The sequence below is a fragment of the Microbacterium sp. SGAir0570 genome, assembly GCF_005491085.2.
Taxonomy (GTDB): Bacteria; Actinomycetota; Actinomycetes; order Actinomycetales; family Microbacteriaceae; genus Microbacterium; species Microbacterium arborescens.
The window spans coordinates 524146-537218 of sequence record NZ_CP027929.1 but is presented as its reverse complement, the minus strand read 5'-3'; the positions used below and the strand labels follow the sequence as shown (position 1 = coordinate 537218).

At 71.1% G+C, this 13073-nt stretch carries 11 protein-coding genes; 1 reads left to right on the top strand and 10 read right to left on the bottom strand.

Annotation, left to right across the window (positions count from 1 at the left end; genetic code table 11):
• Window positions 1–174: 174 nt before the first annotated feature.
• The 9 genes from C1N74_RS02515 to C1N74_RS02475 all read right to left on the bottom strand — a co-directional run bounded on the left by C1N74_RS02515 (window position 175) and on the right by C1N74_RS02475 (window position 11540).
• A complete protein-coding gene (locus C1N74_RS02515; protein ID WP_023952608.1) occupies window positions 175–1668 on the bottom strand; it encodes a cellulase family glycosylhydrolase in 1494 nt (497 codons plus the stop codon).
• Between the two features lie 58 nt (window positions 1669–1726).
• A complete protein-coding gene (locus C1N74_RS02510; RefSeq protein WP_137749896.1) occupies window positions 1727–3349 on the bottom strand; it encodes an FAD-dependent oxidoreductase in 1623 nt (540 codons plus the stop codon).
• Window positions 3346–4392 carry a LacI family DNA-binding transcriptional regulator gene (locus C1N74_RS02505; protein WP_205800269.1) on the bottom strand — a complete coding sequence of 349 codons (1047 nt, stop codon included), beginning with the start codon at window positions 4390–4392 and terminating at the stop codon, window positions 3346–3348. The genes C1N74_RS02510 and C1N74_RS02505 overlap by 4 nt, the downstream gene beginning before the upstream one ends.
• Window positions 4389–5486 carry an ABC transporter ATP-binding protein gene (locus C1N74_RS02500; RefSeq protein ID WP_023952614.1) on the bottom strand — a complete coding sequence of 366 codons (1098 nt, stop codon included), beginning with the start codon at window positions 5484–5486 and terminating at the stop codon, window positions 4389–4391. Before C1N74_RS02500 ends, C1N74_RS02505 begins: the two co-directional genes overlap by 4 nt.
• Window positions 5483–6520: an ABC transporter ATP-binding protein gene (locus C1N74_RS02495; protein WP_137750940.1), complete on the bottom strand. Its 1038-nt coding sequence runs from the start codon at window positions 6518–6520 to the stop codon at window positions 5483–5485. The genes C1N74_RS02500 and C1N74_RS02495 overlap by 4 nt, the downstream gene beginning before the upstream one ends.
• A 7-nt stretch (window positions 6521–6527) precedes the next feature.
• Window positions 6528–7448, bottom strand: coding sequence for an ABC transporter permease (locus tag C1N74_RS02490; protein ID WP_023952618.1), 921 nt, complete (start codon window positions 7446–7448; stop codon window positions 6528–6530).
• 1 nt (window position 7449) lies between these two features.
• Entirely contained in the window at window positions 7450–8529 is a 1080-nt protein-coding gene (locus tag C1N74_RS02485; RefSeq protein ID WP_023952620.1) for an ABC transporter permease, read from the bottom strand.
• Entirely contained in the window at window positions 8526–10169 is a 1644-nt protein-coding gene (locus C1N74_RS02480) for an ABC transporter substrate-binding protein (RefSeq protein ID WP_103841395.1), read from the bottom strand. The genes C1N74_RS02485 and C1N74_RS02480 overlap by 4 nt, the downstream gene beginning before the upstream one ends.
• Before the next feature lie 246 nt (window positions 10170–10415).
• A complete protein-coding gene (locus tag C1N74_RS02475; protein WP_137749895.1) occupies window positions 10416–11540 on the bottom strand; it encodes an aminotransferase class III-fold pyridoxal phosphate-dependent enzyme in 1125 nt (374 codons plus the stop codon).
• Between the two features lie 184 nt (window positions 11541–11724).
• Between C1N74_RS02475 and C1N74_RS02470 the strand changes: the two genes are divergently transcribed.
• The gene (locus C1N74_RS02470; RefSeq protein ID WP_137749894.1) at window positions 11725–12615 is read left to right on the top strand and encodes an aldo/keto reductase; all 891 of its coding nucleotides are present in this window, start codon (window positions 11725–11727) and stop codon (window positions 12613–12615) included.
• Between the two features lie 176 nt (window positions 12616–12791).
• Here C1N74_RS02470 and C1N74_RS02465 read toward each other — a convergent pair whose 3' ends face one another.
• Window positions 12792–13073: a hypothetical protein gene (locus C1N74_RS02465; protein ID WP_103841402.1), complete on the bottom strand. Its 282-nt coding sequence runs from the start codon at window positions 13071–13073 to the stop codon at window positions 12792–12794.

Here is a 13073-nt window from a genome sequence, read left to right as displayed (position 1 = left end):
AATCCGGGCTGTGTTGCGTCAGTATTTCCCGGTTCGTTTCGCTCGCCGGGTTGACATCCGGCGCGCAGGTTCGGCGATACATCCGTCGGACCGGTGGGGCTGGTGTCGTCCCGCCGTCGGCGGGCGTTGACACCAGCCCCATCGGTCCTGCAGCTGTATCGCGACGAGGCGAGATCAGCCGCGCACGGCGAGCTCGTAGACGCGCGCGATCTTGGCCTCGGTGGTCGAAGCCGAGGGGTTCGTGACCACCAGGCGCACCGCTTCGACGCCGTCGACCCCGATCGCGACCTCGCGCGCCGCCTGCGTGTTGCCGGTGATGGCGGCGACCTGCTGCCATCCCGCTGCGGTGCGGACCTCGACCGTGAAGTCGACCAGCACGACGCCGGTTCCGGCCCCGCCGCCGAACCCGCTGTAGACGCCGAGCGAGCTCACCCGCTGCGGCGCGGCCAGCTCGATCGTCGCCGTCGGCGTCGCATCGCCCACCGCCGAGAGCCACCGGCCGGCGTCGGTGCAGTCGCCGTCGACGAGGCGCGAGCCGGGGAACGCCGCGGAGTACGTCGATGACACCGTGACCGCGGCCCCGAGGCCGTCGTGCGAGGCGCACGGCGAGACGTTGGGCAGGCCGCCCAGCCAGTCCTTGACGAACTGCCCCTGGTGCTCGCCGCCGAGGATGTTCCAGTCGTAGTCGAACATCTGCGGCTTCCAGAAGTTGTCGAGGATCCATGCCTGCCACCCGATCCACGGGCGCGCGTCGAGGTAGGTGCGGAACGGCACGCCCCAGTTCGTCGTGGTCCCCGCCGTGATGCTGTCGGAGAACTCCCCGGGCGGATTCCACCCGAACTCGGTGATGACGACGGGAATCTGCTGTGCGGCGTTGCCGAACTTGCTGTCGAGCAGCGCCGTCGTCGGTGCCCCCTGGTTGGGGTAGATGTGGAACACGTAGGCGATGTTGCCGCCGGCGATCGGGTCGGTCACCGCGCCGTTGACGAACGTGCTCCACTGGGGCGAGCCCATCAGCAGCAGGGTGTCGGGCGCGGTCTCCCGGATGCCGTCGACGACGGGCTGGATGTAGGCCTTCCACGTCGACCAGCTCGCGGGGTTGATGGGCTCGTTGAAGACCTCGAAGACGACGTTGGTCACATCGCCGTACTGCGGGGCGACGTAGTCCCAGAAGCGCTCGACCGTCGAGCGCGGCACTGCGCCCGCCCCGTCGCCGTAGTCGCGGACGAGGTGCAGGTCGATGATCAGGTAGATGCCGAGGTCGACGGCCTGCTGCACATACGGCGCGATGTACTCGGCGTCGTAGGCGGCGAGGTCGGTGGTCGCCGAGATCTCGGTGACCGGCAGGCGCACCACCTTCGATCCCCAGGCCGCCGCGAGATCGATCATCTCGGAGGTCGGACGCGAATCGCAGTAGTCGCAGAGGTCGTTCTGCTCGGGGGCGAGCACCGACACCCCGCGCAGGGCGACATCGGCGCCGGTGGCGTCGACGACGCGGTTGCCCTGGGTCGACAGCGCCGGGAGCGACCCGTCGGCGACGGCCGCGGTGGGTGCGGCCCACGCGAGGCCGGCGATGAGCGCGACCGCCGAGACGGCGGCGCCGAAACGTCGCCGCAAGCGTCCGCGCCGGCGCGCGGCGGGATGGGGCGGGTGGGAGAGAGGGGGCATGGATCCGTCCTTCCTGACACGTGCGCCGGCCTCGTCGCCGGCGCACGATCCCGGCGCGTCAGCGCGACGGGACGATGTGGCGGGTTCGTTCCCGCGGCTTCCAGTGGTGCGTGCGCACCTCTTCCGGCCAGCGCAGCGTGATGCCGAGCCGGCCCGTCAGCACCCGGCGCAGGTCGTCGAGCAGTCGCGGCTGCGCCCGAACGGCGCGCGGCGGCACGCGTTCGGCGAGCGCGACGGCGGCGAGTGCGGCGACGGCCTCGCCGATGCTCCATTCGACCGGATGCAGCCGGTAGCAGCCGTTGGTGATGTGGGTCGAGCCGATGTTCTTCGCGGCCGGCAGCAGATTGTCCACGCGCACCGGCAGCAGCGCGCCCAGCGGGATCTGGAACGGGTACGACTCGATGTCGACGTACGTGCGACCCGCCGTCGAGGGATGCAGGTCGATGCGGTAGTGCCCGAGCCCGACGCTGTCGTCGAACACGGCGCTCCCCACCCCCGCACCGCGGGACTGCACCCCGACGTGCTGCTCGAGCACGCGGAACTCGGTCACCGCGCGTCGCGCCTCGCGGATGTAGACGCGGTCGGCGTATCCGTCGGCGGTGCCGGTGACGTCGCCGCGCAGGCGGAGACCCGGATATCCGGTGCCGCCGTCGTGACGGGGCGCCTCGGTCTGCATCCAGTACAGGAACGACTCCGACAGCTCGCGGCTCGCCGCGCGGGCCCGATCGGCCGCTGCGGCGTCGACCCCGAGGAGCGGTGCCTCCCAGTAGTCGATCTGCGGCCAGTTCACGAGCGTGACGTCGGAGATCCCGCCGGTGAAGTTCGCGGCGGCGAGCACACGACGGTACCGCCACAGATCGAAGGGCACCTCGGGGGTGTCGATCTCCTGGAAGAGCGGCCGTGTGCGTTCGTGCAGGCCGATCGGTTCGATGTCGGTCCACGACAGCTGCGGCCCCGGCCAGAACGCATCGACGTGCGTCCGCCAGTGCTCGTAGCGCGCGGGTCGGTCGCCGACGTGGTCCTCGCCCTCGCGGTGCTCGATCGCGAAGCACCACGACACCGCCTGCTGGTCCATCGGATCGGCGACGGCCGGGGCGTGCAGCTCGCCGGTGTCGTCGGCCCCCTCGGCTCCGATGACGTGTTCGACTCGAGCCAGCTCGAGCAGGTCGCCGAGCTCGGTGGCATCCACGACGATCGGGGCCGTCAGCACGATCTCCTCCCCCGTGCTGCCGCGGACGACGACAGCCTCGATCCGGTCGCCCACGACCTCGACGGCGACCGGCTCGTGGTCTCGCAGGATCCGCAGTCTCCCGGTCGCGAGCCACGGCGCGAGCATCTCGTCGATGACCGCGTCGGCCACACGAGGCTCGTGGCAGAGCCGGCTGACGATGCCGCGTCCCGGGTTGAAGACCTGCTCGGCCGCCGCCTCCGCGGTCACGGGGTAGTTGCGGCGATAGTAGTCGCGCACACGCCTCCGGAACTCGGCGTAGCTCGGCGACGTCGTCGGCTGCTCGATCCAGGCGTGCTCGTCGGGCGGCACGGCCTGGGAGGTCAGCTGCCCGCCGAGTCTGCCCGATTCCTCGGTCATCACGACCCGCAGGCCGAGGCGGGTCGCGGTGATGGCCGCGGCCACCCCGCCGACGCCGCCTCCGATGATCAGCAGGTCGATCGGCTCGGTCATCCTCGTTCCTCCTTCACGCGGGCGACCGTGGCGCCGGCGACCACCTCGCACGCGACGAACGTGCTCTCGCGGGCGGCATCCGGATCGTCCACCATCTCGATGAGGCGGTCGACGGCGATGCGCCCGATCTCCTGGCGCGGGATGCGGAGGTCGTCCCATCGCACGTCCCCGGCGCTGGTGTCCTCGAGGACGGCGACCGAGACGTCGCCGGGGATGTCGACGCCGCGCTCCGTCAGCCGGGTGCGCAGCTCGGCGGCGACGCGCTCGCTCTCGGCGACGGCGGCGGTGCACAGGCCACCCGCGAGAGCGTCGACGACCTCGTCGGGCACACCCGCCCGGCCCTCGCGGTACCCGGGCGATGCGTCGGCGATGCCGAGACGAGTGACCGCCTCGGCGTACCCGGCGCGGCGGTCCTCGTAGGGTTCGACGTCGATGGAATCGCGCAGATAGACGAGGTCGCGATGCCCGAGCTCGTGCAGGCGTCCGACGATCTCGGATGCCGCTGCGCGGTAATCGGGGATGATGCACGGGATGTCGGCGCCCGGCACATCGCGCCGGCCGATGTGGATGAAGGGGTATCCCTCGCGCCAGAGCTTGGCGAGCTCGTCGCGGTCGGGCGAGACGCCCAGGAGGACGCTGCCGTCGGCGATGCGCAACCGGTTCGTCTCGTCGCGGTAGATCCGCCGTCCGCCGGCACCGTCGCCCGTCGAGCTGAACAGCACGAGGTCGTGGCCCGTCTCCTCGGCGCGCTGCTCGATGCCGAGCAGGAACTCGACGTAGAAGCCTTCGCGGGCGTTCGGGAAGAGCGGCTCGAACGTGTGCACTCCGAGCAGTTGCGTGCGTGAGCCGCGGAGATTGCGTGCGACGGGGTTGGGCACGTAGCCGAGCTCGGCGATCGCCTCGTGGATGCGCTGCCGGGTCTCGTCGGGGATCCGCGCGGCGTCGCCGCTGATCACGCGTGACACCGCCGACTGCGACACCCCGGCGAGGCGGGCCACGTCGGACTGGCGGATGGAGCGCGGGCGCGCGGCGGGCGTGGTCACGGGACCTCCTCGGTCAGGGTGCGGGAGACGAGCTGCGTCATCGATGAACCGGCGAGCTCGTGCCCGCGACCGACGTCGTGCAGCCAGCAGTCTGCGCCATGGTCGGGCCCCACGGCGATCCGGGGCGGACGCGTCGTCCGACACTGCTCCATCGCGAACGGGCACCGCGGGTGGAAGCGGCATCCGCTCGGCGGGTCGATCAGGCTCGGCGGCTCGCCCAGGTCGTCGGCCGATCCGAAGACGGCGTCACGATCGCGGTCGGGGTCGCCCTGCGGGTCGGGCGACGACTCGATGAGCAGCTTCGTATACGGATGCTGCGGATCGGCGATCACCGCCTCCTTCGGCCCCATCTCGACGATGCGGCCCGCGTACATCACCACGATGTCATCGCAGAGGTAGCGGGCGCTCGCGATGTCGTGGGTGATGTACAGCAGGGCGAGACCGTCCTCGCGACGAAGCCGGTCGAGCAGATTCAGCATCTCCAGCCGGATCGAGACGTCGAGCATCGAGATCGGTTCGTCGCCGAGGAGGACACGAGGCTCGACGGCGAGCGCCCGCGCGATCACCACGCGCTGGCGCTGACCGCCCGACAGCTCGTGCGGGAACTTCTCGAGGTAGTCGTCGGCCGGGGTCAGCGCGACGCGTTCCAGCAGCTCGCGCGCGCGGCCGAGTCGCTGTGCGCGCGAGAGCCCGCGGTGATGCAGGCGGATCGCCCTGTCGATGTTGTGCCGTACGCGGTGCAGCGGGTTGAGCGACCCGAAGGGGTCTTGGAAGATCAGCTGCACCGCCTTCCGGTAGGCGAGCTCCTCCTGACCGGTCGGCCGCTCGACGGGTCGCCCCTCGAGGCGGACGGTGCCCGAGGTGGGTTCGTAGAAGCGCGCGAGCAGCCGCGCGAGCGTCGTCTTGCCGCTCCCGCTCTCGCCGACGACGGCCGTGACCCGGCCGGGGACGAGCCGGAGCGTGATGTCCTCGACCGCGTGCACGGTCGCCTTGGCGCCGAGCCCCGAGGTGACGGTGAAGTGCTTGGTGACGCCGACGGCCTCGAGCACGGGCGCGGGCTCGATCGGGGGCTCGATCGTCGTGGTCTCATTCATGGGCCGACCTCCTCGGGTTCGCGCAGGTGGCAGGCGACGGACCGTTCGCCGTGCGGGGTGAGCTGCGGCAGTTCCGACCGGCATCGGTCGAACGCGTGGGGGCACCGGGGCGCGAACGGGCAGCCCGCGGGGAGCAGACGCAGATCGGGCGGCGTTCCCGGGATGCCCTCGAGCCGTTGGATCGGCGCGTGCAAGGGCGGGAACGAATCACGCAGCCCCTGCGTGTACGGATGCAGCGGCGAGCGGTAGATCTCGCGCGACGCCGCGAGCTCGACGATGCGGCCGGCGTACATGACGGCGATGCGGTCGGCGAGCTCGAGCAGCAGCGACAGGTCGTGCGTGACGAACACGACGGCGAACCCGAGCTCGCGCCGCAACCGCAGTACCTGGGCGAGGATCTGCCGCTGCATCACGACATCGACCGCCGTCGTCGGCTCATCCATGACGACGAGCTCGGGTCGGCACGCGAGGGCCAGCGCGATGGTCGCACGCTGCCGCATCCCGCCCGACAGCTCGTGCGGGAAGCTCCGCGCACGGTCGGCCGAGATGCCGACGAGCCCGAGCAGCCGCCGCGCCTCCTCCCACGCCGCGGCCCGGCTCATCGAGCGGTCGTGGGTGCGCAGCACGTCGACGAACTGCTCGCCGACTCGGGTGACCGGGTTGAGCGCGTCCATCGCGCTCTGCAGCACGATCGACAGTCGCGTCCAGCGGAGTCCCCGCAGCCGCCGCGGGCTGAGCTGGACGAGATCGATCCCCGCTCCGCCCTCGCGAGGGTGGTAGACCACGCTTCCCGCCGTCGTGACAGCCGGCGGCCGCTGCAACCGCGTGAGCGCCGTGATGAGCGTCGACTTGCCCGATCCCGACTCCCCCACGACACCGAGGATCTCGCCGCGCTGCAGGTCGAAGGTGACATCGGCGCACGCGCGCACCGCGCCCGTCGCTCCGGCGTACTCGACCGTGAGCCCCCGCACTTCGAGTAGCACGTCCGAGCCCGCGGCATCCGAGGGCGCGTCCGGTCGCCTCTCCTGGATCATCGTCACGTCATGCCCTCTCTGCACCGGTCGTCTCGAGCACGGCGGCCTCCCGGCGCACCGAGGCGGTGCGCTTCGCGACGCGCCGGCTCGCCGCCCGCAGCTTGGGGTTGGCGAGCTCGTCCACGCCGAAGTTGATGAGCGCGGCGGCCGTGCCGACCAGAGCGATGCACAGGCCCGGCGGCACGAACCACCACCAGAGCCCGCGCAGCACCGCGCTCTGCTGCTGCGCGGCCTGGATCATGGTGCCCCAGCTGATCGCCGACGAGTCCGAGACCCCGAGGAAGGCGAGCCCGGCCTCGGCCATGACGGCGCCGATGAGGCCGCCGAGGAACATCGACGCGATCCAGCCGTAGAGGTGCGGCAGCACCTCGACGAAGATGAGGCGGCGGTGGGGCTCGCCCAGCATCCGCATGGCCTGGACGAAGTCGCGGTTGCGCACGCTCATCGCCTGTGCACGGAGCGTCCGCGCCCCGCCGGCCCAGCCGAACACGCCGATGATGATCGCGATCATGACCAGGCCCGTGCCCTGCAGGTAGCCGGCCACGACGAAGATCAGCGGCAGCACCGGCATGACGAGGAAGATGTTGGTGAGGAAGTTCAGCAGGTTGCCCGTCGTGCCGCCGAAGTAGCCCGCCGGCACACCGACGACGATCGCGATCGCGGTGCCGATGGCCGCCCCGAGGAAGCCCACGAACATCGAGCCCCGAGCGCCTTCGATGACCTGCGCGAGCACGTCCTGACCGAACTGGGTCGTACCCAGCGGATGCGCCGCGCTCGGCGGGGCGGCGATCGCCGAGATGTCGTTGGCGCGGGCGTCGAGGCCGAGCGCCGACAGCAGCACGGGGCCCAGCAGCGCGAGCAGCACGAAGAACGCCAGCACGACGACTCCGAAAAGCACCTTGCCGTTGCGGAGCAGGGAGGCACGCATGTCAGCTCTCCTCTCGGACGCGGGGATCGAGCCACACGTAGAGCGAGTCGGCTATGAGGTTCGCCAGCAGGACGGTGAGGGTCACGAGCAGGAACACGCCCTGCATGACCGGATAGTCGCGCTTCTGCAGCGCCGAGAACAGCAGGTATCCGATGCCCGGGTAGCTGAAGACGATCTCGGTCAGCAGCGCCCCGCCGACCACGCCGCCGAGCGCCATCGCGAAGCCGGTGAACTGCGGCAGCATCGCGTTGCGCGCCGCATAACGCCAGCGCACGCGCGCGGGAGAAAGGCCCTTGGCCTGCGCGAGGAGCACGTAGTCCTCGCGCACCGTCGTGACGGTCATGTTGCGCATGCCCAGCATCCACCCGCCGAACGCCGAGAAGATGATCGTCAGGGCGGGCAGCGCCCCGTACTGCATGACGCTCAGCAGGAAGGCCGGCTCGAGCGAGATCGGCAGGTTCGGGTCGTATCCGCCCGAGAGCGGGAACCAGCCGACGACGAAGCCGAACAGCCACAGGGCCAGCAGCGCGATCCAGAAGTAGGGCACCGACGAGACGAACGTGATGAGCGGCGTCATGATCGAGTCGAACCTCGACCCGGCCCGCCATCCGACGGCGACTCCGAGCATCGTGCCGAGGACGAACGAGATGACGGTCGTCGTCCCCACCAGCAGCAGCGTCCACGGCAGGCCGGCGCCGACGAGATCGGCGACCGGCACCGGGAAGTTCGAGATCGACACGCCGAGGTCGAACCTCGCCAGCTGGGCGAGGTAGGCGCCGTACTGCTCCAACAGGTTCTGATCGGGGTTGCCGAAGAGCCCGCGGATCGACACGAGCGCCTCCGGCGCGAGCGCCTGACCGCTCACCCGTTCGAGCTGGTCGATGATCGCCGCCGACGGATCGCCGGGCATGAGGCGCGGGATGACGAAGTTCAGCGTGATCGCCGACCATGCGGCCACCAGATAGAACCCGAGGCGCTTGAGGAGGAAGGCTCCGCTGCGCCGGCGGGGCTTCCGGCGCGCCGAGACCTCGGCCAGGGCCGTCGTCGTCGTGGGCGTGGGAGCCCCACCGAGCGCGGTCATGACGCGGGCTTCAGCGAGAGCAGCGTGCGGACGGTGTCGGGCCCGAGGCTCGGGAAGGGCACCGCATCGAAGTCGTCGGGCGTCGGCCAGCCGGTCCAATACGTCGCGTTGACGTCGACGAACCAGTACGAGTTGTACAGCGGGCTGAAGGGCACCTCGTCGACGACGATCCGCTGCATCTCCTGCCCCAGCGAGCGCAGCGTGTCTTCGTCGGCCGCGCGGGTCATGTCCGACAGGATGCGGTCGGTCTCGGGGTCGTTCCAGCGCCCGATGTTCGTCGCGGCGGCGGTGCCGAGCGGCTCGACGTACCGGCTGTCGAGGAACCCGTAGACGCCGTAGACCCCCGCACCGCCGGTCGTGGCGATGGTCAGGTCGAAGTCGCCCGTCTTCTGCTGGTCGTAGAGAGTCGCCCCCGGGGCCCCAGCCGGGGCGACCGAGATGCCCAGCACCGACTTCCAGCTGTTGATCATGATGTCGGCGTACGCGTTCCACCCGAAGTCCTGGTTGAAGGACAGGCGCGGCGAATACCGCTGCCCGTCCTTCTCGAGGGCGCCGTCGACGACCGTGAAACCGGATGCCGCGAGGGCGGCCTGCGCCGCAGCCGCATCCACCTCCTGCACGACGCCGCGATACTCCGGCGCGATCCAGTCGGCGTAGATCTGGTCGACGAGGCCCGTGGGGCCCGCCTCGGTGCCCGGCCGGTTGAGCGTCGCGGTGATGTCCGAGCGCGGGATCGACAGCGCGAGCGCGCGCCGCAGGTCGGCGTTGTCGAAGGGCGGCTGCGCGGTGTTGTACATCATCGAGTACGCGCCGCCGGTGGCGTAGAGCTGGTACAGGTTCGTCTCGGGGTTCTGCGCGACGAACTCCTCCTCCGCGCCCGCCCACGAGGCCGGGGCCCAGTCGACGTCGCCGCGGAGCAGCTGCGCCTTTACCGCCTCCGCGTTGGTCGCGAGCACCTTGAGGTAGGTCATGGGCATCTGCCCGCCCCAGTAGTCGTCGCGCGCCTTGAGCGTCACCTGCTGGGCCGCGAACGCGTCGACCGTGAAGGGACCCGTGCCCACGGGGTCGGGGTTCGTCCAGCTCATGAGGTCCTGGTCGCGCCAGATGTGCTCGGGGACGACCGGCAGCGAGCTCGACGCGAACTGGTTGAGAGCGGCGAACGAGGGCTCGGCGAAGTCGACCTGGACCGTGTCGTCGTCGATCTTGCTCACCGCCTCGTAGGTGACGCCGGCGAGGTTGAGCTCGGGGCGCTCGAGCGGCAGCGAGAGCGAGTAGACGACATCGTCGGCATCCATCGCCTCGCCGTCCGAGAATGTGACGTCGGAGCGCAGCTCGATCGTGAGCGCGGTGCCGGCCTCGTCGAACTGCAGCGACTGCGCGAGCCAGGGTTCGACCACCGCGCCGTTGGCGTAGTCGATGCGCGCGAGCGGCTCGTAGATCAGCTCGGCGTTGGGCGCCTTCTCGGTCGCGGGACCCAGGACGTTGTAGTTGCGGACGTAGGTGGTACCGCCGTCGGACTTGCCGTAGATCAGGGTGTCGGCTCGGGCGGCGGTGTTCGTGGCGGCACCCGGTGTGCAGGCGGCCAGGGCGAGCGCCGCGGTCGCGAGGGCGGCGGTGGCGGCGATTCGGGAAGTGCGCATTCCGGTCTCCTGTGACGTGGCGTGCGGTTCCGACGGTCATACGTATGAGCGCCGATCCGTAGAAGAACGACGGTGTGCTTCTACGTATGACCAGCACGGTAGCGGCTCGGCGGCGACCGTGTCAACGACGGATTCTGCGGGCTCGGCGATACATCCGTCGGACCGGTGGGGCTGGTGTCGTCCCGCCGTCGGCGGGCGTTGACACCAGCCCCACCGGTCCTGCGGCTGTATCGCGACGAGGCGGAATCAGGCCGCGAGCACGACGCGCAGCTGCTCGATCGCCCAGTCGAGCTCGGTCGCCCGGATGATCAACGGCGGGGCGAGCACGATCGTCGACTCGTCGACCACGTCGACGAGCACACCGCGTGCGACGAGGCGCCGGGCGACCTCGGGGGCGGTGACGAGCGCCGGGTCGACGTCGACTCCCGCCCACACCCCCGCGGCGCGGACGGCCACGGCACCCGCTCCGACGAGGGCCTCCACGCGTCCGGCGAGGTGCTCGGCGAGAGCACGGGCCCGGTTCTGCAGCTCGCCCACCTCGAGCATCTCGACCACGCGGTGGGCGATGGCGCTCGCAAGCGAGGAAACGGATGCCGGCGCCACGACACCGCCGAGCAGCGCACGGCTCCCGACGACGGCGGCGATGGGGACGATCGCGCCGCCCAGCGCCGGGCCGAGCACGCGGAGATCGGGGGCCATCCCTCCCCCGGCGAGGGCGACGGTGTCGCCGAGCCGGCCCAGGCCGCTGCGGGTCTCGTCGAGGATCAGGGCGATCCCGCGATCGGCGGTCGCCTGCCGCACGGCTTCGAGGTATCCCTCCGGCGCGCCGACGACGCCCGCGCGGGCCTGCACGGGCTCGAGGACGACGGCCGCGACGGTGGCGTCGAGCGCCGCGACGAGCGCGTCCACCTCACCGAAAGGCACGGCGACGGCTCCCGATGCGACGAGCTCGGGGTGCGAGCCGGCCGCGACGACGACGGTCGTCCGCTCCCCCGCACCGAGCACGACGTCGACCGCGACTTGCAGCGCATCGTCGCCGGCGCCGACGGGCAGCACCGCCTCAGCGCCGAGAAGAGCGGCCAGTGCGTCGGCGAAACCGTCGGCACGGTCGTCGGCGACGACGGCGCTCGTCGCGGTCAACCGACCCAGCTGTTCGGTGGCGACGGCGAGCAGGGCGGGATGGCGGTGCCCGAAGGCGAGCGCGGGATCGGCGGTCAGATCGAGGTACCGGCGCCCCTCGACGTCGGTCACCCACGCGCCCTCGGCCGTCGCGGCCATGACCGGCAGCAGCGGCGCGGGTCCCGCGAGGGCGCGCGTCGAGCTGCCGCTTTCATTCGCATCGGGGGCGGCAGGGGGGTCGGCGATCGTCATTCGGGCTCCTGGCTTCGGCGGTCGCGCACGCGGCGGCGGGTCGCCGGGCGGCCGGCATCCATTCTCCCCCGGGCCGTTCGGGCTCCGCTGAGAGACATCGCGGTCCGATGCGCAAGGTCCTGCCCGTTCGCGGTCGCGCCTGACAGGCTGGAGCCACACCACCGCTCATCGTCGAAGGAGACCCATGCAGCAGCGCACCCTCGGACCGTTCACCGTCTCGGCCATCGGCCTGGGCGGGATGCCCGTCTCGATGAACAACGACAAGCAGATCCCCGACCGGAAGGATGCCGTCGCCACGGTCCACGCCGCACTCGACGCGGGCGTCACCCTGCTCGACACCGCCGACATCTACGCCCCGAGCTGGGACACGATGGGGCACAACGAGGAGATCATGGCCGAGGCCCTGGCCACGTGGAGCGGCGACCGCTCGCAGATCGTGGTGGCCACGAAGGGCGGCATCACCCGCAGCGAGGGCGAGAAGTGGGGCCGCGACGGCTCGCTCGACTACCTGCGGAAGGCCGTCGAGGCCTCGCTCCGCGCGCTCCGCGTCGACGTGATCGACCTGTACCAGTACCACCGCCCCGACCGCTGGATGGTCTATGGCGAGGTCATGGAGAATCTCAAGACCCTGCAGCAGGAGGGCAAGATCCGGGCGGTCGGCATCTCGAACGCGAGCGTCGAAGAGATCGAGATCGCCGAGCAGGTGCTCGGCGACGGCAACGTCACGAGCGTCCAGAACGAGTTCTCGCCGCGGCACCCGGGAAGCTACGACGAGCTGCGCTACTGCGTCGACCGTGGCATCGCGTTCCTGCCCTGGAGCCCCCTGGGCGGCACGGGCGGTGGCGCACGCTCGATCGGTGATCGCTTCGCCGTGTTCGGCGAGGTCGCCCGCGCCCACGACGTGAGCCCGCAGCAGGTCGTGCTGGCCTGGGAGCTGGGACTCGGCGACACCGTCATCCCGATTCCGGGAGCGCGTCGCGCCGAGTCGATCGTCGACAGCGCGAAGGCGGTCGACCTCGAGCTCTCCGGCGACGAGCGCGCACGCCTGTCGCACTCGGTCGGCATCGACGCCTGATCCGGCGCAGACCGATCACGACGGCCCGCCCCCGAATTCGGGGCACTGCTGGGCGAGCCGCACCGTCGACGCCTCCTCGCCCTCGACCCCGAGCCGGCGCCGAAGGCACTGGATGCCCACGTCACCGCCGTGCTCGACGCCATCGCCTAGAGGTCGCGCGCAGCGCCGGGCTCAGCTCAGCGAGAGGCGGAGGCCGGGGCGGACCCGAGCCGGTCGAGCGTGGCGGCGGCACGCGCGGCGGCCGAACGGCGCAGGATGCCGTGGACGAGCAGCACCGCCCCCGCACCGACACCGACGAGCACCGGCAGGCTGAGAGACGGCGAGAACGCCAGCCCGATGACGGCGATCGCGAGTCCCACCGCCCCGAGCCCGATGAACAAGGCCCCGACGAGCGACTCGCGTTCGATCGACAGGCGGGCCAGGATCAGCGTGGGCGCGGCGGCTGCGTCATCCGTCAT